Raw genomic sequence first — 21,335 nt, 5'->3', positions numbered from 1 at the left:
CTGTGTCCGCAACAGACCCGTCCGGCCGCGCGCTGCGGCCGGTGGTGTGGAAGTTCGGCGGCTCGTCGGTGGGCGACATGGACCGGCTGCGCCGGGTGGCCCAGCGGCTGGTGGAGGCCAGGCGCGCCGGGGCGGACGTCGTCGCGGTCCTGTCCGCGATGTCGGACACCACCGACGACCTGCTGGACATGGCGAACGGCCTCACGGCACAGCCCGACGCGCGGGAACTGGACGCGCTTCTGGCGGTCGGGGAGTCCGTGTCGTGCGCGCTCGCCGCGATCGCCGTGCACGAGGCCGGTGAGCGCGCCGTCTCCCTCAACGGCCGCCAGGCCGGGGTGCGGACCGACGCCGCGCACGGCAACGCCCGCATGCAGTCGATCGACCCGGGGCGGATCGTGGCGGCCCTGGAGCAGGGGCTGATCGTCCTGGTCACCGGCTACCAGGGCGTCACGGACGAGGGTGACGTCACGACGCTGGGCCGCGGCGGCTCGGACGCCTCGGCGATCGCCGTGGCGGCGGCGCTCGGGCTGCCCGAGTGCGACATCTGGACGGACGTCCCGGGGGTCTTCACTGCCGACCCCCGGGTGGTCCCCGACGCGAGGCGCCTGGAGCGGCTCAGCCACGAGGAGATGCTCCAACTGGCCGAGGCGGGTGCCCAGGTGATGCAGCCGCGGGCGGTGGAGCTCGCGGCGGCGCACGGTGTCGCCATCCACGTCCGGTCCTCGTTCACCGGCGAGCCGGGCACGTGGATCACAGAAGCCAGGGAGGAGAACGTCATGTTCGAGACGGCCAGGATCATCGGCGTCGCCCACCGTCGGCACGACCCGCTCTACCAGGTCGACAGCCTGACGCCGGCGCAGGTATCGGCGGCACTCGCCGGACACGGCCTGCCGGTCGGATCCATCATCGGCAGCCCGGGTGAGCTCCGGTTCACCTCGCCCGGCGCCGAACCGCAGGCGGTCGTCGCCGCCCTCGGCGACATCGGGGCCACCGTCAGGGTCCACGACGAGGAACTGGGCAGCGTGAGCGTGGCCGGGGACGCCTGCGGCAACCGGGCCGAGGTCACCCTGCGGATCCTGGAGTCCCTGGAGCGCACGGGCATCAGACCGGTGCTGGTCACCAGCACCCCCAGCCGGGTCTCCTGCCACGTCGCCTCCGGCGCGGTCGACGAGGCCGCACGGGTGCTGCACAGCGCCTTCGGCCTGCACACCGACGCGTCCGCCCCGCAGCCCGTCGGCGCGGGACGAACCAACTGAAGGGGCGGGAGCATTGACCACCACACAGGAGCGCAAGGACACCGCGGGCCGACGCGGTGTCCTCGCCAACCGGGACTTCGTCAAACTCTGGAGCGGCCAGACGGTCTCCCTCGTCGGCTCGCAGGTCACCGACATCGCGCTGCCGCTGGCGGCGGTCATCACCCTGAACGCCAGCGCGTTCCAGATCGGCCTGCTCAACGTCGCCAGGTTCGCACCGTACGTACTGGTGACCCTGCTGGCCGGCGTCTGGTTCGACCGGCGGCGCAGGAGGCCGACCCTGATCGCGGCGGACGCCGTCCGGGTGCTGCTGATCGGCGCCCTGCCGCTGGCCCACCTGCTCGGCGTGCTCTCGCTCCCGTGGCTCTACGCCGTCGGGTTCCTGGCCGGCGTGGCGACGGTCCTCTTCGACGTGGGGATCCTCTCCTACATTCCGGGACTCGTCGACAAGAACGACCTGGCGGACGCGAACAGCAAGATGACGGCCAGCTACTCGGTGGCCGGCATCGCCGGTCCCGGCCTGGCCGGCTTCCTGGTCGGCGCGCTGACCGCGCCCGTCGCGCTGACCGTGGGCGCCGCCACCTACCTGGCCTCGGCCGTGGCCCTGTGGTGGATCCGCAGGCCGGAGGCCGAACCCGAGCGGCCCGCCGAGCCCAAGTCGGTCCGCGCCGACATCGTCGAGGGCCTGCGCACCGTGGTCGGCAGCCGGATCCTGCGGCACCTGGCGGCGCAGTCGGCCGTGTTCAACCTGTTCGAGAACGTCATGACGACGGTCTTCCTGGTCTACGCGGTGAGGTCACTGGGGCTGAGCCCGTTCCAGCTCGGCCTGGTCGTGGGGGCCGGCTCGGTGGGCGCGCTGCTGGGCGCGACGCTCTCCGGGCGGATCAGCGAGCGCCTGGGCTTCGGCCCGGCGCTGCGCCTGGTCACGCTGCTGGCCTGCCTGTCGCCCGTGCTGCTGCTCGTGCCCGGGGGCACCGGTCCGGTCTCCCTCGTGATCCTGGGCGGGGCGCTCGCCGTGCACGGTTTCCACCTGGCCGTCTTCAACGTCAACTCGCTGACCTTGCGCCAGACCGTGACGCCGGCCCGCCTGCTGGGGCGGATGAACGCCAGCTACCGGCTCATCCTGTACGGCACGATCCCGCTCGGCGCACTGCTGGCCGGCTCGCTGGCCTCCGTGTTCGGGTTGCGCGCCGCCCTGGCCGTCGGCGTCGCGGGTATCGCCGTGCCGGTGGTGTGGATCGCCTTCTCGCCCGTGTACCGGCTCCGCGAGATGCCCCAGGGGCCCGTCGACGTGGACCGGCCCGAGACCGTCGCCCAGTCAGGCGCTGCCGATTCCTGATCGTGCTTCTGACGCTGCCTCACCCACTGTTCGAAAGAAGGACTGACCAGTCATGTTGACCGATTCCCAGCGGGCCGCGCTGACCGCCAGGCTGCGTCGCACGGCTCCCCCGATCTCGTCGATCCCCCGCCGTTCGCCCGCGCTGCGGGACCTGCCGCTGTCGTACGGGCAGGAGCAGCTCTGGTTCATCGACCAGCTGGCTCCCGGGGAATCCACCTACACCATCGCCGGTGCGGTACGGATGACCGGCGCCCTGGACCGCCCGGCCCTCGGCGCGGCACTGGACTCGCTGGTCGCCCGCCACGAAGCGCTGCGCACCCGCCTGGTCACCGTGGACGGCACGCCCGTCCAGGTGGTCGATCCGGCCGGCCCGGTCGAGCTGGCCTTCGTGGACCAGCGAGCCGTCGCCGCGGACGACATCGAGCGGCACTGGCGCGCGGCCGCCCAGGAGGAGACGGCCCGCCCGTTCGAGCTGGAGCGCGGTCCTCTCTTCCGCGCGCACCTGCAGCAGCTGGCCGACGAGGACCACGTCCTGCTGATCACCGTCCACCACACCGTCTTCGACGGCTCCTCGTTCCCCGTGCTGCTGGCGGAGCTGGCCGAGTCGTACTCCGGCGCCGTCACCGGGACGGCCGCGCGGCTGCCCGAGCTGCCCGTCCAGTTCGCCGACTTCGCCGTCTGGGAGCGCGACCGGCTGCAGGGCGAGACGCTGCGGGATCTGACCGAGTACTGGAGCGAGAACCTCCGGGGCGCGCCCGTCCTCCAGCTGCCGACCGACCGGCCCCGGCCGCTGGTCCAGACCTACCAGGGCACCACGGAGTCCAGGGACCTCGGCGACAAGATCCTGACCCGGCTCGGCGCACTGGGCCGGGACGAGGGCGCCACCCTGTTCATGACCCTCATGGCCGCCTACCACGTCCTGCTCCACCGCTACAGCGGCCAGGACGACATCGTGGTCGGCACCGTCAGCGCCAACCGCAGCCGCCCCGAACTGCAGCCGGTGATCGGCTACCTGATCAACACCCTGCCGGTCCGGGTCGACCTGTCCGGCGACCCGACCTTCCGCGAGGTCCTGGAGCGCACCAAGGCCGCCACGCTGGGCGCCTTCGGACACCAGGACCTGCCCTTCGCCAAGATCGTGGAGGCCGCCAAGGCCCCCCGCGACCCCTCGCGCTCCCCGGTGTTCCAGGTCGGCTTCATGCTCTCCGACGACCAGCGGCGGGACCTCCGGCCGGGCGGCATGACCTGGAGCTCCGAGGAACTTCCGGCCGAGGCGGCCAAGTTCGACCTGCTGCTCTCCGCCGTCGAGAGCGGCGGCCGGCTGGGGCTGAACCTCAGCTACGCCACCGCCCTGTACGACGCGGCCACCGCGCAGCGCCTGCTGGGCCACTTCGAGACGCTGCTCGACGGCGTCGTGACCGACCCCGACGCCCGCGTCTCCCAGCTGCCGATCATGACCGAGGCCGAGCTCCACCAGGAGCTCGTCACCTGGAACAGCGACAAGGCCGACTTCCCCGACTGGAACCTGCACCAGGCGTTCGAGGCCAAGGCCGCGGCGCACCCCGACGTCATGGCCGTCGAACTCGACGGCGAGGGCCTGACCTACGCCCAGCTCGACGCCCACGCCAACCAGGTCGCCCGGCGGCTTCGCGAGCTCGGCGTCGGCCCGGAGACGCTCGTGGGCGTGAGCATGCAGCGCACGGTGCGCCGCATCGTCGGCCTGATGGGCATCCTCAAGGCCGGCGGCGGCTACGTGCCGCTGGACCCGGAGTACCCGGCCGACCGCCTCGCCTTCATGGTCGAGGACGCGAAGATGACCGTGGTCCTCACCGACGAGGCCAGCGCGTCCGCGGTGCCGACCGACGACGTCACGGTGCTGGACCTGGACCGGTCCTGGAACGAACTCACCGCGCTGGACGACAGCGCCGTCGAGGCCACCGCGAGCCCGTCGGACGTCGCCTACGTCATCTACACCTCGGGCTCCACCGGACGCCCCAAGGGCGTGGTCGTCGAGCACCGCAACGCCGTCAACTTCTGCTACGCCGAGATCGAGTTCTGGCCGCTGGGCCCGGGAGACCGGATCCTGCAGTTCGCGTCGCTCAACTTCGACGTGTCCGTCCTGGACATCTTCGGCGCGCTGCTGTCCGGTGCCACCCTGGTCCTCGGCAGCACGCAGACCCTGCTCTCCCCTCCGCGGCTGGCCGACCTGATCCGCGGTGAGGGCATCACCTTCATGTGCCTGCCCCCGGCCGTGCTGAACCTGCTGGCCGAGGAGGAGTTCCCGAGCCTGCGCGTGGTCATCGCCGGCGGCGAGGCCTTCTCCTCGGAGCTGGTCCGCACCTGGGCGCGACCCGGCATGCGCTTCATCAACGGCTACGGCCCGACCGAGACCACGGTCGGCTCGACCATGGCCCGGTGCCAGGACGACGGCATCGACCCGCCGCCGATCGGCCTGCCCCTGACGAACTACACGGCCTACGTGCTGGACAAGCACCTCAACCCCGTACCGGTCGGCGTCGCGGGCGAACTCCACATCGGCGGGGCCAGCGTCACCCGTGGCTACCTCAACCAGCCGGAGCTGACCGCCGAGCGCTTCGTCACGGACCCGTTCAGCGAGGTCCCGGACGCGCGCATGTACAAGACCGGCGACCTGGCCCGCCGTCTGCCGGACGGCAACCTGCAGTACCTCGGACGTCTCGACCACCAGGTCAAGATCCGTGGCCTGCGGGTGGAGCTCGGCGAGATCGAAGCGGTGCTCGCCGGCCACCCCTCCGTCGCCCAGGCGGTGATCGTCGTCGGCGAGGACCAGGCCGGCCAGAAGAACCTCATCGGCTACGCGCGCACCAGCCCCGACGCGCCGGCCGTCACCACCGCCGACCTCCGCGCGCACCTGGGCGAGCAGCTGCCCGCGTTCATGGTCCCCGCTCACCTGGTCATCCTCGACACCTTCCCGCTCAACGCGAACGGCAAGGTCGACCGCGCCGCCCTGCCCGCCCCGGACGGCCCCGGGGACTCGGGCGACTACGTGGCCCCGCGCACCATTCTGGAGACGGTCCTGGCCGACATGGTCTCCGACATACTCAAGCTGCCGCGGGTGGGCATCGAGGACAACTTCTTCGAAATGGGCGGCAACTCCCTCCAGGCCATGCAGGTGATCACCCGCCTGCGCAAGGACCTCGGGGTCGACACGGACGTGACCGCGATCTTCCTCGCCCCCACGCCCGCCCGGCTCGCCGCGGCCCTGGTCCAGAAGCACGGCCTCGAGGACGCCCCGCTGGACGAACTGGACAGCCTGGACGAGGCGGACGGGCCGGGCGCGCCGGGCGGCGCTGCCGGCGAGAGCACCGCCGCGTCCGGTTCGGACACCGTCGTGCCCCTGTCGGAGAAGACCGACGGCGACCCGCTGTTCCTCATCCACGCCGTCGGCGGCACCGTGTACCCGTACTTCGGGCTGACGCAGGAACTCCAGCACCGCTACCGGGTGCTCGGAGTGCAGGCCGCGGGCCTGCGGCCCGGCAGCGAGCCGAGGCAGGACCTGGGGGAGATGGCCGACGCGTACACCGAAGCCGTCCTCCAGGCCCAGCCCTCCGGACCGTACCGGCTGGCCGGCTGGTCGATGGGCGGCCTGCTCGCCCTTCAGGTCGCCCGCCGTCTGGAGGAGTCGGGCGCCGAGGTGGCCCTGGTCGGGCTGCTGGACACCCCCTTCTCCGCGGACGATGTCTCCGGGGTGGGCGAGCAGGCCTTCGCCGCCCAGTTCGTCCTGGACGGGGCCCGGGCCCTCGGTCCCGACGCGGGCGAACTGCCCGACCCCGGGACCACGCCGGTGGCCGAGCAGCTGCGGTGGTTCGGTGAGAAGCTGACCGGCGGGTCGGGGGACACCGAGGAGGTCCAGGAGGACATCGACCGCAGGTTCCAGGTGTTCAAGGCGCACCTGCGCCTGATCGGCGGACACCGTCCGGAGCCCGTGGCGGCCCCCGTCCTGGTGGTCTCGGCCGAGCAGTCCCCGGACCTGTCGGCGCCGTGGACCGGGCTGCTCGGGGCCGGCACCCGGACCGTACGCGTGCCCGGCGACCACTACACCTTCCTGCGCGCCCCCGGCGTGCGGCTGGCGGCCGAGGCGCTCCTCGGCATGGAAGGGCACTGAGACGGGCCGGGCGGTGCGCGGCGCCCTCACCCGCGCACCGCCCGGCCCCGCACCGCCCGGCCCCGCACCGCGAGGCGCGACGCGAACCCGGCGCCGCGGCGGAGGTGACGGCCTTTTGGCACCGCACGCCACGGCAGCCCGACCGAAGCGCTAGTACTGCAACGGTGCTTGTGCTGATTGCTGACCGGTTCAAGGCTTGTGCCCGCGTTGTTTGCAGTGACCGATGCGGGCCTGGCGTTGTCGTCTGCGGCGCCAGGTCGACCAGTGCAGAACGTGGTCGACGGGTGCGGGTCGGCGGTCGGTGAGGCGGGTGATCAGGCGTCGGATCTCGGCGAGGCTGTAGGGGATGAGCTGGGAGGATCCGTTTCTGCTTTCCCGGCATCCGGCTGACGGGCGCGCAGGACGGTCAGGCAGGCGTGGGCGGCCATGGTCAGGGTCATGTGACGGTGCCAGCCGGGACAACGGCGGACCTGGTAGTCGTCCAGGGTGGTGCCGGCGGGGCAGTAGGCGATGCAGGAGTACTGCCGTTGCACCCCGGCCGATCGCACCCCCTTCTTCAGAGAGCCGGTGTCGTCGACGATCAGAACGGCATCCTGGTCGCCGAGGTGCTCGACGACGTAGTCCCGCACGTCGTCGAGGACCTCATCGGCGTCCCACCCGATCCGGTTCAGCATCCGCTGGACAGCACTCCATCGGCGAGGGGGAGCGGGTGATGGCCGACGCCGTCATGCACTACACCGGCGTCAGGGATGAGCAGCGGCGTAAGCTGCGCGCGTTCGTGGAGGTCGACCGGACCACCATGAGCGGCGAGCGCCTGGCGGTGAAGCTGATCGAGTATGCGCGGCTGCACCAGTACGAGGCCCAGCCGACCGGTCGGCGCAGGCGCGCCGCCGCGGAGTACGGCTGGCTGCGCTGGTATCCGGTCTTCCCCCGCGTGCTGTTCGTCCTGACCGGTGCCTCCCGCAGCCGGCTGGAGGGCCGGATCAGCGACCTGCAGGCGATGGCCGCCCAGCACCCGCTCGTCGCCGCGCTCGCCCGGGAGGTGCCGCTGGGCGCCGCCGTGCTCGAAGACCTCGAGCAGCACGGTCCCGCCCAGGACGTCCGGACGCCCCTGGCCGGCGGCACGCGCGCCCCGGGCCGTATCGAGCCGAAGCTCAGGAGCTGTCACCGGCGACGTCGGATGAGCTGGCGGAGAGGACCGGTCGAGGCACATTGGCGGTCACCCATTAGGCATCCCACTTGTCACAACCGCTCGTTCGGCAGGCTTTCTGTTACCAGTACCGAAGATCCTGAGTTCCCGGACACCCCAGCGATGCCGTGCTCAGGGCTGAGCCCTTCCACAGCGAGGCGGAAGAGGCGGTCGGCCTGGGTCTCGGGGTCCTTGTGGTGCTCGGTGGCCAGGGCGATGCCGACGGCGAGAGTCAGCAGGTCGTGAAAGGTGACGTGCGGTGCAACTGCCTTGTCGCGAATGGCCCGCTGGAGCAGGGGAGTTCCGGCCGCTGCGATCCTGTTGCCACAGGAGTGCGGGGAGGGTTCCTCGGCGGGAGGCTCGTAGCTGAGGGTGTTGGCGAATCCGCGGGCTGAGACGGCGTAGCGGACGAGGGCGTGGAGCCACTCCAGGAGGGCAGTGCGGCCGTCCTCGGTCGCACTGAGCCGGTGGGCGCGCTCGCACAGGTCCTCGATGCGCTCCTGAAAGACGGCTTCGAGCAGGGCACGGCGGGTGGGGAAGTGACGGCGCACGGTCGCCGAACCGACGCCTGCGGTGCGGGCGATCCGTTCCTGGGATGCCTCGGCGCCGTGCGCGGCGACCTCGGCTTTGGCGACGGCGAGGATGCGCTGGTAGTTGCGTCGGGCGTCCGAGCGCTGACCGGTCATGATCTCCTCATTGCTAAACGGCGGGCCCCGCCATATCTTAGCGGTAGGCAAAACGGCGGGCCCCGCCGTTTTCTTTCTCCGGTCCGCGAGGAGCAGCAACCATGCCCATCGACAGCGATACCGTCCTGGTCACCGGAGCCACCGGCCGGCAAGGCGGGGCCACGGCCCGCGCACTCCTGGCCGCCGGGGTGCCCGTACGCGCACTCGTACGCGATCCGCGGTCGAAGTCCGCCCGAGCGATCGAGGCGCTGGGCGCCGAGCTGGTGCGGGCGGATCTCTCCGACCGGGACTCCCTCGGCCCAGCGGTCGAGGGAGTCCGCGCGGTGTTCTCGGTGCAGATGCCGCCCATGACCGAGACCGGCGTGGACTTCGCGGGCGAGCTCGCCCAAGCCACCAACCTGGTGGACGCGGCGAAGGCTGAGGGGGTACGGCAGTTCGTGCAGTCCTCGACCAGTGGAGTCGGTGAGCACACCCGGGTCGCCGGCTGGGCCGAGGGCCGCTGGGCGGCGATGGCGGACTACTTCCGCGCCAAGCAGGCGATCATGGAGGCGGTGCGGGGTGCGGGCTTGGCCCGCTGGACGGTGATCAAGCCCGCCTTCTTCATGGAGAACCTGCCCCTGCTGGCACCCAAGGGGCCGCGCGGCGGACTGCTGACGGTACTGAAGCCGCAGACCGAACTGGCCCTGGTGGCCGTGCGGGACATCGGCACGGCTGCGGCGCACGCCCTTCGAGACCCTGACCGGTTCCACCAGGTGGAACTGGAACTGGCCGGTGACCTGCGCACGATGGAGCAGATCGCGCAGACCCTGTCCGCCGCCTGGGGCGTGCCCGTGACCGCACCCTCCATGAGCCTGGAAGAGGCCCTCGACGCGGGCATGCCGACGTGGGGAGCCGGACACGAGTGGAACAACGCGGTCCTCCAGCCCGCCCGGCCCGAGTTCGCCCGGGAGTTGGGCATCCCGGTCACCACCTTCGCCGAGTGGGCGGATGAGCAGCTGACACCCGTGTCCGGCCAGAGCGTGTCCCCTTGATCTGCTCGTCGGTCGATCGGATGTGTCTGTCCGGCGGGTGATCACTGATGCGATGCGGGGCCGGATCGAGCCGTTGTGGCCGGCCGATCCGGTCCGTGGCCGGCGATGGGCCGGCCATCGTCGAACCCTGGAGGCCACCGCGTGGAAGTACCGCACCGGCTCGCCCCGGCGGGACCTGCCCGACGAGCTCGGCTCATTCCGGACCGCTCACAAACGGCTGCTCAGGTGGGCCGTGGACGGCACCTGGGAACGGCTCCTCGCCGCGCTCCTGACAGCGGCCGACGGTGCTGACGACATCGGCTGGACTACCGCACTTCCAAGAGACAGGCTCTGGTACTGCAACGGTGCTTGTGCTGATTGCTGACCGGTTCAAGGCTTGTGCCCGCATCGGTCACCACAAGCGACGCGGACACAGCCCCTGAAAACCGCCCAGCACTCAGAACGAGCACCGTTGCAGTACTAGCGCGGCCGGAGGTCCACGATCCGCCGGATCTTGCCCACCGACCGCTCCAGCGACTCTGGATCGACGATCTCCACCTCGACCGACACCCCGACGCCGTCCTTCACCGCCGCCCGGAGGGACCGCGCCGCCGCCCGGCGGACCTCCGGCCCGGCGCCCGGCCGCGCCTCCGCCCGTACGGTGAGCGCGTCGAGACGGCCCTCCCGGGTGAGCCGCAGCTGGAAGTGCGGCGCCACGCCCGGCGTGCGCAGCACGATCTCCTCGATCTGGGTGGGGAAGAGGTTCACCCCGCGCAGGATCACCATGTCGTCGCTGCGCCCGGTGACCTTCTCCATCCTGCGGAACACCCGGGCCGTGCCCGGCAGCAGCCGGGTCAGGTCGCGCGTCCGGTACCGGATGACGGGCATGGCCTCCTTGGTGAGCGAGGTGAAGACGAGTTCGCCCCTCTCGCCCTCCGGCAGGACCTCCCCGGTGACCGGGTCGACGACCTCCGGGTAGAAGTGGTCCTCCCAGATGTGCAGCCCGTCCTTGGTCTCCACGCACTCCTGCGCGACCCCCGGGCCGATCACCTCCGACAGCCCGTATATGTCGACCGCGTCGATCCCGGACCGCTCCTCGATCTCCCGCCGCATCTCCTCGGTCCACGGCTCGGCGCCGAAGATCCCCACCCGCAGCGAGGTGCCGCGCGGGTCGACGCCCTGCCGCTCGAACTCGTCCAGCAGCGTCAGCATGTACGACGGCGTCACCATGATCACCGCCGGCTCCAGGTCCGTGACGAGCCGCACCTGGCGGGCGGTCATCCCGCCCGACGCGGGCACGACCGTGCAGCCCAGCCGCTCGGCGCCGTAGTGCGCGCCCAGCCCGCCGGTGAACAGGCCGTAGCCGTACGCCACGTGGACCGTGTCCCCGGGGCGGCCGCCCGCCGCCCGGATCGACCGCGCCACCATGTCGGCCCACAGGGACAGGTCGTTGTCGGTGTAGCCCACCACCGTGGGGCGCCCGGTGGTGCCGCTGGAGGCGTGGATGCGGCGCACACGGTCGCGCGGCACGGCGAACATGCCGTACGGATAGGTGTCGCGCAGGTCCGCCTTGGTGGTGAAGGGGAAGCGGGCCAGGTCGGCGAGCGAACGGCAGTCCTCCGGACGGATCCCCGCCCTGTCGAAGGAGTCCCGGTAGAACGGCACGTTCTCGTACGCGTGCCGCAGGGAGGCCCGCAGCCGTCGCAGCTGCACCTCGCGCAGCGCGTCCGCGTCGAGCCGCTCCCCGGGGTCCAGCAGATCCGCCGCCTCCGCCATGAGGACCTCCCTCACCGACCGCACCCGTACGGACGACCGATCATTCGGTCGCCCTGTCGGAGATCAGTTAAGGCAGGCGGCCCGGCTCCCGGCAAGAGCGCGGCCCGCACTTTCCCGCTGCGCGGCCGCACCGTCCCGCACCCCGCGTGCCCGGCGCCCGGTCCGTCACCGCCGACGCGGGGCCTGCGGGGCGCCGGTCGCGGCCGGAGGAGTCCCCGCGGGCCGTGCGGGAGTTCCCGGCCCGGCGCCGGAGCCCGGGCCGTACGCCGTCATGAACCGGTCGCGGAACTCGTCCATGCCCCAGCGCGGCGCGTCGCCGGCCGGCCGGAGCCCGTCGGTCCAGCCCCAGCCGGAGACCCGCTCCAGCACCTCCGCGTCGTGCGCGACGATCGTGACCGGCACGTCCCTGCCGGTGTCCCCGGCGGTGACGGTGGGGACCGGCTGGTGGTCGCCGAGGAAGACCAGGACGGTGTCCTCGTCGCCGTACCGCTCGACCCACCCGATCAGGCTGCGCAGGGAGTACTCGATGGCGCGCCGGTACTCGGTGCGCACCCGCTCCGGGTCCTTCCAGACCTCCTTGGGGTCCGTGCCCTCCTTCTTGATCGCGTGGAACACCGAGCCGTCGCCGAGGTCCTCCCAGTCGATCATCCGGGCGATGGGGGACCAGGGGTTGTGGCTGGAGGCGAGGATGATCTCCGCCATGATCGGCTCGCGGTCCTTCCGGCCGTGCTCCAGGCGCTCGAAGGCCTCCAGGCTGAACTGGTCGGGCACGGGCGTCCAGCTGAAGTACGGGCCGTGGTAGCCGAGGCGCTCGGAGTCGTAGATGTGGTCCAGCCCGAAGAACTCGCCCTCCGGCCAGGCCCGCCGCACGCCCGGCACGATGCCGACGGTCCGCCAGGCACCGGACTTGCGGAAGTAGTTGGTGAGCGTCATGCGGTCGCTGGTGGTCAGGCTCCGGTACCGCTGCTGGTTCTTGATCCACAGCCCGGACAGGAAGGTGGAGTGCGCGAGCCAGCTGCCCGCGCCCGTCACCGGCGACCTGAGCCAGCCGCTGCGCGAGGCGAACCCGGCGGCCTCCAGCGAGCGGGTGCCGTCCCGGAGGACCGCGTCGACCTGAGGCGCCATCGCCGGGTCGTCGAGCGCGACCCGGCCGTAGCTCTCGATGAAGGTGAACAGGACGTCCTTGCCGCGCAGCCGGGTCAGCAGCCGGTCCGGCGGGGTGGTCGCGAACGCGTCGACCGCGGCCTGCTTCTCGAACACCCGCGCGTCCCGCAGACCGGCCCGCACCTGCTCCACCCGGTTGCCGAGGAACTCGGCGTTGCCCTTGGTCGCGACCGGGACCGTGCCGATCTGCACCCCCAGCGTGACGCAGGTGATCCACGCGGTGCCGAGGACCAGCGTCGTCCGGGCCGCGACCGGCCGGTGACGGACCATCAGGTCCGTCAGCCGCACCGTCGCCAGGGTCATCAGGACGAGCAGGGCGGCGATCGACACGACGGCCCCCGCCACGGCGAGCACCTGCCCGGTACGGCCGAACGTCTCCCTCAGGAACTCGGTCGCGTTCTCCAGCAGGATCCAGTCCAGGACCAGGTCGAAGGGCCGCGCCAGCACCTGGTAGAAGCCCATGTCGACGAACTTCAGCACGGTGAGCAGCCCGAGGAGCAGACCCGACCCGACCGCGGCGATCCGCCGGGGCCGCGGCGGCAGCGCGAGCAGCAGGCCCGCCAGCAGCACCCCCTCGGCCGGGATGCGGAGGAACGCGCCGGGAGCGAGCCGTTCGAGGCGGTTGGGCACGAGCAGCGCGAAGACCACCAGCGCGCCCGCCAGCACGGTCGTCGCCACGGTCGCCCCGCGCGCGGCCCGAGGGAACCGCCGCCGCCACCCGGACCGGCCCGCCGCCCCCGCGGCGTCCGTCCCCTCCCCGTCGCCGCCGCCGTCGTCCGCCCCGCCCTCGACGGTGTCCGGCAGCTGACGGGAACGAACGAAGAGCGACACCCGGCGGGTCCTTCCGTGCGGTCGTACGAAGGCATGACAACAGCACCCGTCACCGGGCCTGCCCCTCTCGGTACGTCCGCGCCCCGCGTTCCGTTCAGTCGCAGGGGGCGTGGAGGCCGGGACGCGCCCGCGCCCGGCTCGTCGTCCGGCCGGCCGGCACGGCCGTGACCCCCGCCGGCCCCGCGATCCGCCGTGCGCTCTCCTCGGGACCGGCCCCGGAGCACGGCCGGGCCCCGGAAGGTCCCCCTCACGTGGCCTGTCCGCCGTGCGGAGCGGTCGCTAGGCTGGCCCGCGGACGACGAGTCGGGAGGAGCACGGACGTGGCCGAGAGCACCATCCAGCAGCGCGCGTTCACGGGCTGGGACAAGCCGGAACTGGACCTGAGCAACGCGCAGTGGCAGTCCAGCAGCCGGGGCCTGGGCGATGTCCAGATCGCCTTCGTGGAAGGCTTCATCGCCATGCGCAACAGCACCCGCCCGGAGAGCCCCTCCCTGATCTTCACGCCCGCCGAATGGGGCGCGTTCGTCTCGGGCGCCCGGGAGGGCGAGTTCGACCTGACCTGAACCGCGGGCCGACCGGCCGATCCGGGGGTGTTTCCCGCCGGATGTCCGGACACGCGACCCGGAACGCGCTCCCGGGGCGGCGCCTGAGCCACGCTGCCCCCGGGACGGGACGGTCGTACCCCCCGGAGGTGAGGAACCCGATGAGCACCCTGCCGGTCATCGCGGCGGTCGACGGATCGGACGACGGCCTGCGGGCCCTGGAATGGGCCCTGCACGCCGCCCGCCGCCGCTCGGCCCCCCTGCGCGTGGTGCACGTACGCCAGTACGCCCCCTGGGCGCAGCCCGAGGCACTGGCCGCCGCACCCGCCGACCCCGGTCACGACCCGGTCCTCGACGACGTCCGCGGCCGGCTGGAGGGACGCGCCGACCTGCCGGAGACGGAGTACACCGGGCTGGAGGGCGCGCCGAGCGCCGTCCTGCCCGAACTGGGCGCGACCGCCCAGCTGCTGGTGCTCGGCTCCCGCGGCCGCGGCGGCTTCACCGGCCTGCTGCTCGGCTCCAACGGCATGGCCGCCGCCCGCGACGCCGACTGCCCCGTCGTCGTGGTGCCCCGGCCCGGGCGCGAGGTGCACGGCGCCGCGCCGGCCGGCCCCGGCCCCCGGGTGGTCGCCGGCCTCCAGGTGGACGGACCCGACGAGTCCGTGCTCGGCTTCGCCTTCGCCGAGGCCGCCCGGCTCGGCGCCCGCCTCCAGGTGGTCTGCGCCTACCCCTGGCCCGCGCAGGCGTGGCTGGTCCCCGGCGAGCTGCCCCCGCCGGCGATCGACCGGGACGCCGTGGAGAACGACACCCGCGCCCTGGCCGACGGCTTCCTCGCCCCGCACCGCGAGCGGCACCCGGACGTACGGGCCGAGACGTACGTGGCGCCGGGCGACGCGGCCGGAGTCCTCGTCGCGGCCTCCCGGGACGCCGACCTGGTCGTCGTCGGCCGTCACCGGCGGCGCCTGCTGGCCCCGGCCCGGATGATCGGGTCCGTCACCCACGCCGTCCTGCTGCACGCGGCGAGCCCCGTCGCGGTCGTACCGCCGAAGCCGCCGGAGGACTGAGCGGCCCCCGCGCCGCACCCGCCGGCATCCCGGCCTCCCCGTCCTGACCGCCCTGCGGGACCCGGCCGGCGAGGACGCCCGGCCCGCCCGGACTCCGCCCTCACCTTCCGCCACGACGGCCGCGGAGGCGCCGTCGAGGACCTCGCCGACCCGGCCCCGGCCGCACCGCGCGGGCCCACGCCCACCCCGCCACCGTCCCGGACCCCGGCCGGTCCGCCGCCCTCACTGCCGTACGGGACCCGCGCGCCGCCGTCCGGACCCTCTTCGCGCACGCGGCGCGCCCCGCGCCGAGCCCGCCCGCTGCCCCTGCCCGAGGCCGTCCGGCGCCTCGGCGACGCGGCCGCCCGCCCGCCGACCGCGCCCGTCCCGACCCGGGCACGGGGCACCGGACCCGGCGCCGGACGACGGCCCGTGCCCGGTCCGCGCGGCCCGGCGGCCTTCCTCGCCCGGGCCGTGACCGCCTTCCTCGCGAGCCCCGGCCGACGGCGGCCGCGCGCCTGCCACGTGCCGCGCCGCGTGCGGCACTTCCCCGAGGAGCACCCCGCCAGGAGCGGTGCGAGCCGTCCTGCGGCGGCCGGGCCCGGGCGGCCCGCCGGCACCAGCGGCACGGGAACACCGCGCGGGCCGACCGGAGCCCCGCCCAGCCCGCGCGCGCCGCGCCCGGGCACGTACCATGGCGGCATGTCGTTCCTCCGCCGCCGCAGTGCCACTCCCGCCGGGCCCGACTTCGACGTACTGGCCATGGACCCGGGCGACTGGCCCGGCAACCTGGGCGCCGGGCTGCTGCCCGCCCCCGACGGCACCTGCCAGGGCGTCTTCCTGCGCTACGACCTGTTCGGCGGCCGCGGCCCCGCGATGGTCATCGGCAACCTGCCGGAGGGTTCCCCGGCCCGCGAGGTCCCCGAGGGACAGGTCCCCTTCGAGGTCGCCCAGCTGCTCCTGGCGCTGGAGAACGACGAGGAGGTCACCGTCGTCGGCACCGAGGACGTGCCGGTGATGCAGGGCGACAACCTGCTGATCGTGCGCCGCGTCAAGCTCTCCGAGAGCCGGATCTCCTGCGTGCAGTTCGACCGCAGCGACAACGTCCTGGTGACCATCGCCGCCTGGGACCGCCCCATCACCGACGACCTCTACGCGCTGCTCAAGCCGCTGCCCGCGGAGCTCTTCCAGCAGGGCTGAACCACCGGCACGACCAGAGCCGGACCCCGGCGGGGGCCCGGCCCTCGGCACGCCACGAGACCGCCGGCCCCGCGCCTCACCGCCTCACGGCCGCGCGGCCGCCGGCTCGACCCGCACGTCCGCCGCCCGGACGAACGCCACCCGGTGGCCGAACTGGATCTCGTGGTACACGTCCTCGCCGACCACCATCCGGTGCCCCGCCCGGTCGAAGGTCGCCGCGTAGTAGTACGCGCCCCGCACCGTGCCGCCGGAGACGTACCGCTGCCCCGCGGGCATCCGGTACGGCAGCGGCGACACCGCCTGGACCGGCACCTCCGCCGGGTACGCGGCCGCCTCCGGGTAGGCCCGGCCGTACACCGGGACGCTCTCCAGGCCGTCCCTCGGGGTCACCACCTCGCCCTGCGCGGGGACCGCGGCGGGCTGCCGCTCCGGGTTCCTGAACCACGCCTTCCGGCCCAGGTACCAGATGGCCGTCCAGTCCTCCCACCGGCCGGCGACCGCGTACCGCTGCCCGGTGGACACCCGCGAGGACAGGTCGTTCACCCCGGTGGTGGGCGTGCCGCCCAGGCCGGGGTCCGGGATCAGCGGCGCGTTCTCGTCGTGGTCGGCGTACAGCCGCACCGCGCTCGACCCGTGCGCCGGGCACGGCTGCCCGGCCGCCGCGCAGCCCGTGAACACCGGCCGGTTGGCGGCGTAGTCGGGCCGGATCGTCACCACGCCGCTGTCCGGCCCCCCGGACGGCTCCAGCGGTCGCCCGAGCAGCTCGAAGTAGTGCCGCCAGTCCCAGTACGGCCCCGGGTCGGTGTGCATGCCGGGGACCGCCGACGCGGTCGGCCCCGGCACGGTGTCGTGGCCGAGGATGTGCTGCCGGTCCAGCGGTACGCCGTACTTCCCGGCGAGATGCGCCACCAGCCGCGCCGACGACCGGTACATGGCCTCCGTGTACCAGGCGTCCGGGCTGGTCAGGAAGCCCTCGTGCTCCAGGCCGACCGAGGTGGCGTTCACGAACCAGTTGCCCGCGTGCCAGGCCACGTCCTTGGTCCGCACGTGCTGGGCGATGTGGCCGTCCGTGGCGCGCAGGGAGTAGTGCCACGACACGTAGGTGGGGTCCTGGACCGCTTGCAGGACCCCGTCCCAGGCGCCCTCGGTGTCGTGGACGACGATGTACTCGATCGGCGGGGACGACGGCGAGCCGGGCCGGTCGGCCAGGTCGTGGTTGCCGTAGTCGCCGTCCCCGAACTGCTCGTACGGTGCGGGGATCCACGCGCAGGACACCGACGCGGGGCACTCGGTGCCGGCGGCGGAGGCGGTGCGCAGGCCGGTGCGGCGCAGCTGGGCCGTGTCCGCGACGACGTCCGGCCGGGCGGTCAGGGTGACGCGCCGTCCGGTGTCCGTGGTGCGCCGCGCGCCGGCGCGGATCACGGCGTACACGTCGTTCGCGTACGCCGCGGCCGTCGCGGTGTCGTCCGCGCCGGAGAAGCGGGCCACCGCCCCGTACCAGTCCGCCGGATCCCCGCTCGGCGGCTCGCCGAGGTCCCGCTGGGCCGCGGCCAGCAGCGCGGCACCGCCGGCCACGTTCGCGGCGGGGTCGGTGCGCAGCCGCTCAGGGCTCAGCCCGGTCAGCCCGGCGGCGCGGGGCAGGGTCGTCAGGCGGGCCGGGAGCGCGCCGCCCGCGGGCGACGGCGCCGCGGGGAGCAGGGCCGGGCGGGCGCCGTCGCCGCGGGCGTCCTCCGTGCGGTCGCCGTGGTGCGCCGCCGCGGCCAGCGCGGTGCGGGCGTCGGTGAGGTGCATCGGCCCGTAGCCGCCCGTCACGCTCGGCGCGCCGCCGTGCGTGTCCCAGCGGGACTGGAGGTAGGAGACGCCCAGCAGCACGCTCTGCGGCACGCGGTACTCGGCGGCCGCGGCGGCGAACGCCTCCTGCAACCCGTCCGGACGCGCCGCGGACGGGGCGGCGCCGAGGAGCGGCAGCAGCAGCGCCGCCGCGACCGCGGCACCGGCGGTTCTTCGGGCACGTCCGGGGCCGGGCACGGACACCGGTCCGGTGGGGGTGGCGGTGACGGTGGCGGTGGCGGTGGCGGTGGCGGATCCTCGCACTGGGTCCTCCTGTGAGCCGACGGTTCGTCAATCATGCCCACGGGGAGGGAGGCTGCCGTGTCACCGGCGCCGGGCGCGTCCCGCCTTCCGGCCGCGCAGACGGACGTCTGCGGTGCGCCCTCTCCGGGTGCACCGCGGACGTCCGTCCCCGTCAGCGTGTGCCGACCGCCGCGCGCACGGCCCGCCGGGCCAGGTGGCAGTCGTCGTGCAGCCGCCGCAGCAGCAGCCGTTGCTCCTCGCCGGACGGCGCGGCACCTGGGTGGGGCGGCACCGGTGCCGCCGGGGCCGTGTCGTGCATCGAACGCTGCACGGCCGTCTCGTAGGTGCGGATCTCACGGGTCAGCACCAGCATCAGGTTCACCAGGAAGGCGTCCCTGGAGGCCGGTCCCGCCGACTGCGCGATCTGGCTGATCTGCCGCCGGGCCACCGGCGCGTCCCCGAGCACCGACCACAGCGTCGCCAGGTCGTAGCCCGGCAGGTACCAGCCCGCGTGCTCCCAGTCCACCAGCACTGGACCGGCCGGTGAGAGCAGGATGTTCGAGAGCAGTGCGTCGCCGTGGCAGAACTGGCCCATGCCGTGCCGCCCGGCCGCCTGCGCGATGCCGTGCAGCAGTTTCTGCAGGTCGCCCATGTCCCGGTCGGTGAGCAGGCCCAGCTCGTGGTACCGGGAGATGCGTGCCGCGTAGTCCAGCGGCGCGTCGAACGTGCCGGCCGGCGGCCGCCAGGCGTTCAGCCGGCAGACCGCGCCGAGTGCCGCCCTGATGTCCGCCCGCGGCGGTGCCTCCGCCGGGTGCCGCTGGAGCGCCGCCGCCCGGCCGGGCATCCGCTCGACCACGAGCGTGCAGTTGTCCGGGTCCGCCGCGATCAGCCGGGGCGCCCGCACGGGCGGGCGGTGCCGGACGAACGCGCGGTAGGCCGCTATCTCGTGGCGGATGCGCTCGGCCCACGCGGGGGAGTGGTCCAGTAAACATTTGGCGACGACCGTGCTGCGTCCGGTCGTACCGACCAGGAGCACGGAGCGTCCGCTGCGGCGGAGCACCTGGACCGGAGCGAACTCCGGACAGATCCGGTGCACCGACGCCAGCGCCGTGCGCAGCTGGGCGCCCTGAGGGCCGGACAAGTCGAGTCTCCCGCTGAGCGGTTGCGTGCCGGGCCCCGTGGCGCGCCGAGCCCGGCCCGCGCCGAGCACGGGGGCCGCCGGACGGGCGGGGGCGAGATAGGGGCCGCTGTCCGTGGGACGGGGGCGCAGCGGTCGGGCCGGGGCGGACACGGAGGACGATGCTGCGTACATGGGCGAAACAGATCCCTTCGTGTGCCTGTGGGTCGAACGCCCGCCCGGCCCGGCCGCCCGGGTGCACCCTGGGGAGTGCACCCGTCGTAGCGAGAGGCGACCGGGGCGGGGTGGCGCGTTCCTACCTGACACCCGACGGCCCGTGGCACACCATCTGGCGTGCCCTGGCGAACCCTGGCGAATAGTCGCCCGGCATGTCCGGCCGGGCTACTGTCAACTCAGCCGAGAACCTGGGGGCTTGACGTGAGCGGACGACCCAACACCCGGCTCTCGGACCTGTTCGGCCTGGCCGGCTGGTCCAAGGGCGAACTCGCGAGGCTGGTCAACAAGCAGGCGGCGGCCATGGGCCACCCCCAGCTGGCGACCGACACCTCCCGGGTGCGGCGGTGGATCGACATGGGAGAGATCCCGCGCGATCCGGTGCCGCGGGTGCTGGCGGCTCTGTTCACCGAGCGTCTCGGCCGTGTCGTGACCATCGAGGACCTCGGTCTGGTACGGCACGGGCGCGCGGGGAAACGGCAGGGCGGCGGGAGTGCGGAACATCCCGACGGAGTGCCGTGGGCGCCCGAGCGGACCGCCGCGGTCCTCACCGAATTCACGGGAATGGACCTCATGCTCAACCGACGCGGCTTGGTGGGCGCGGGCGCCGCGCTCGCCGCGGGATCCGCACTCAGCAGCGCCATGCACGACTGGCTGCACACCGACCCGGCCCTGGCGGCCGACGCTCCCGACCTCCACCGTCCCCTGCAGGCCGACCAGGCCGGGTTCGACCGCTACGAGGCCGCTCCCATCGGGTCGCAGGAGATCGAGGAACTGGAGCGCTCGGTCGAGGTGTTCCGCGCCTGGGACGCGGCCCGCGGCGGCGGGCTCCAGCGCAAGGCGGTCGTGGGCCAGCTCAACGAGGTGGGCGGCATGCTCGCCTACCGGCACCCACCCCATCTGCAGCGGCGCCTGTGGGGCGTCGCCGCCAACCTCGCCGTCCTCGCGGGATGGATGTCCCACGACGTCGGCCTCGAACCCACGGCCCAGAAGTACTTCGTCATCGCCGCCCACGCGGCGAGAGAGGGCGGCGACCGGCCCCGCGCCGGCGAGGCGCTCTCCCGGGCGGCCCGCCAGATGGTGCACCTGGGCCGGCCGGACGACGCCCTGGACCTGATGAAACTGGCCCAGTCCGGCTCCGGCGACCGGATGCTGCCCCGCACCAAGGCGATGTTCCACACCATCGAGGCCTGGGCCCAGGCGTCCATGGGCAAGGGCCAGGCGATGCGCCGCACCCTCGGCCAGGCGGAGGACCTGTTCATCTCCGACAGGAGCGACGTGCCGCCGCCGAGCTGGATGCAGCTCTTCGACGAGGCGGACCTGTACGGCATGCAGGCCCTGGCGTACCGCACGCTCGCGGAGTTCGAGCCGGACGCCGCCGTGCACGCCCAGCACTACGCGGACAAGGCGCTGTCGCTGCGGGTCGACGCGCAGGAGCGGTCGAAGATCTTCGACCATCTCTCCATGGCGTCCGCCTGCTTCATCGCGGACGACCCCGAACAGGCCGCCGGCTACGCGCGGTTGGCCCTGGTGTCGATGGGCTCGAACTCCTCGCACCGCACCTGGGACCGGCTGCGCCAGATGTACCGGCTCACCGCCGAGTACGCCGGTTACCCGAAGATCCAGGAGCTGCGGGAGGAGATCAAACTCGCCCTGCCCAAGGCCAAGGGCGGCAGGGGCGGTTCCGCGGCACCGGCCTAGCGGTCCCGCGCGTCGCCCTCCGGCGGCGGCGCG

General features: G+C 73.5%; 13 protein-coding genes and 3 pseudogenes. 10 read left to right on the top strand and 6 right to left on the bottom strand.

Annotation, left to right across the window (positions count from 1 at the left end; genetic code table 11):
- The first annotated feature begins 2 nt into the window (after positions 1–2).
- The 3 genes from ACIF8T_RS10665 to ACIF8T_RS10655 are packed head-to-tail and all read left to right on the top strand — an operon-like array spanning position 3 to position 6,736.
- Positions 3–1,256, top strand: coding sequence for an aspartate kinase (locus ACIF8T_RS10665; RefSeq protein WP_400033338.1), 1,254 nt, complete (start codon positions 3–5; stop codon positions 1,254–1,256).
- 13 nt (positions 1,257–1,269) lie between these two features.
- Positions 1,270–2,592 (top strand): MFS transporter, encoded by a 1,323-nt coding sequence (locus ACIF8T_RS10660; protein ID WP_400033336.1) that lies wholly within the window; start codon positions 1,270–1,272, stop codon positions 2,590–2,592.
- 52 nt (positions 2,593–2,644) lie between these two features.
- Positions 2,645–6,736 carry an amino acid adenylation domain-containing protein gene (locus tag ACIF8T_RS10655; RefSeq protein ID WP_400033334.1) on the top strand — a complete coding sequence of 1,364 codons (4,092 nt, stop codon included), beginning with the start codon at positions 2,645–2,647 and terminating at the stop codon, positions 6,734–6,736.
- Positions 6,737–7,251: 515 nt separating this feature from the next.
- On the opposite strand, the pseudogene ACIF8T_RS10650 reads toward ACIF8T_RS10655, so the two are convergent.
- A pseudogene (locus ACIF8T_RS10650) lies at positions 7,252–7,419 on the bottom strand (transposase); the annotation flags it as partial.
- A 2-nt stretch (positions 7,420–7,421) separates the two neighbouring features.
- Here ACIF8T_RS10650 and ACIF8T_RS10645 point away from each other — a divergent pair.
- A pseudogene (locus tag ACIF8T_RS10645) lies at positions 7,422–7,871 on the top strand (hypothetical protein); the annotation flags it as partial.
- Between the two features lie 107 nt (positions 7,872–7,978).
- Here the strand turns inward: ACIF8T_RS10645 and ACIF8T_RS10640 are convergent.
- Positions 7,979–8,611 carry a TetR/AcrR family transcriptional regulator gene (locus tag ACIF8T_RS10640; protein ID WP_400033332.1) on the bottom strand — a complete coding sequence of 211 codons (633 nt, stop codon included), beginning with the start codon at positions 8,609–8,611 and terminating at the stop codon, positions 7,979–7,981.
- Positions 8,612–8,712: 101 nt separating this feature from the next.
- Between ACIF8T_RS10640 and ACIF8T_RS10635 the strand changes: the two genes are divergently transcribed.
- Positions 8,713–9,642 (top strand): NmrA/HSCARG family protein, encoded by a 930-nt coding sequence (locus ACIF8T_RS10635; protein WP_400033330.1) that lies wholly within the window; start codon positions 8,713–8,715, stop codon positions 9,640–9,642.
- Positions 9,643–9,664: 22 nt separating this feature from the next.
- Positions 9,665–9,958: pseudogene (locus tag ACIF8T_RS10630) on the top strand (transposase); the annotation flags it as partial.
- A 143-nt stretch (positions 9,959–10,101) separates the two neighbouring features.
- Here the strand turns inward: ACIF8T_RS10630 and paaK are convergent.
- Both paaK and ACIF8T_RS10620 read right to left on the bottom strand, forming a co-directional pair.
- On the bottom strand, positions 10,102–11,397 hold the full coding sequence (gene paaK, locus ACIF8T_RS10625) for a phenylacetate--CoA ligase PaaK (RefSeq protein WP_400033328.1): 1,296 nt from the start codon (positions 11,395–11,397) through the stop codon (positions 10,102–10,104).
- Between the two features lie 165 nt (positions 11,398–11,562).
- Complete coding sequence (locus tag ACIF8T_RS10620) at positions 11,563–13,392, bottom strand: sulfatase (RefSeq protein WP_400033326.1); 1,830 nt, start codon at positions 13,390–13,392, stop codon at positions 11,563–11,565.
- A 320-nt stretch (positions 13,393–13,712) separates the two neighbouring features.
- Between ACIF8T_RS10620 and ACIF8T_RS10615 the strand changes: the two genes are divergently transcribed.
- From ACIF8T_RS10615 to ACIF8T_RS10605, 3 genes are all read left to right on the top strand, one after another.
- Positions 13,713–13,955: a DUF397 domain-containing protein gene (locus ACIF8T_RS10615; RefSeq protein ID WP_400033324.1), complete on the top strand. Its 243-nt coding sequence runs from the start codon at positions 13,713–13,715 to the stop codon at positions 13,953–13,955.
- Positions 13,956–14,095: 140 nt separating this feature from the next.
- Complete coding sequence (locus ACIF8T_RS10610; protein ID WP_400033323.1) at positions 14,096–14,998, top strand: universal stress protein; 903 nt, start codon at positions 14,096–14,098, stop codon at positions 14,996–14,998.
- 681 nt (positions 14,999–15,679) lie between these two features.
- A complete protein-coding gene (locus tag ACIF8T_RS10605; protein WP_400033322.1) occupies positions 15,680–16,177 on the top strand; it encodes a hypothetical protein in 498 nt (165 codons plus the stop codon).
- Between the two features lie 84 nt (positions 16,178–16,261).
- Here ACIF8T_RS10605 and ACIF8T_RS10600 read toward each other — a convergent pair whose 3' ends face one another.
- Together ACIF8T_RS10600 and ACIF8T_RS10595 are read right to left on the bottom strand one after the other, a co-directional pair.
- The gene (locus ACIF8T_RS10600) at positions 16,262–18,211 is read right to left on the bottom strand and encodes an N-acetylmuramoyl-L-alanine amidase (RefSeq protein ID WP_400033913.1); all 1,950 of its coding nucleotides are present in this window, start codon (positions 18,209–18,211) and stop codon (positions 16,262–16,264) included.
- A 211-nt stretch (positions 18,212–18,422) separates the two neighbouring features.
- Positions 18,423–19,562 (bottom strand): aminoglycoside phosphotransferase family protein, encoded by a 1,140-nt coding sequence (locus ACIF8T_RS10595; protein ID WP_400033321.1) that lies wholly within the window; start codon positions 19,560–19,562, stop codon positions 18,423–18,425.
- 243 nt (positions 19,563–19,805) lie between these two features.
- Here ACIF8T_RS10595 and ACIF8T_RS10590 point away from each other — a divergent pair, with 243 nt between their 5' ends.
- Entirely contained in the window at positions 19,806–21,302 is a 1,497-nt protein-coding gene (locus ACIF8T_RS10590) for a hypothetical protein (RefSeq protein WP_400033320.1), read from the top strand.
- The last annotated feature ends 33 nt before the right edge of the window (positions 21,303–21,335 follow it).

The organism is Streptomyces sp. NPDC085946, assembly GCF_044540485.1.
Lineage (GTDB): Bacteria > Actinomycetota > Actinomycetes > Streptomycetales > Streptomycetaceae > Streptomyces.
Note: the sequence above shows the minus strand (reverse complement) of the source record. Positions and strands in the feature narration are given on the sequence as shown.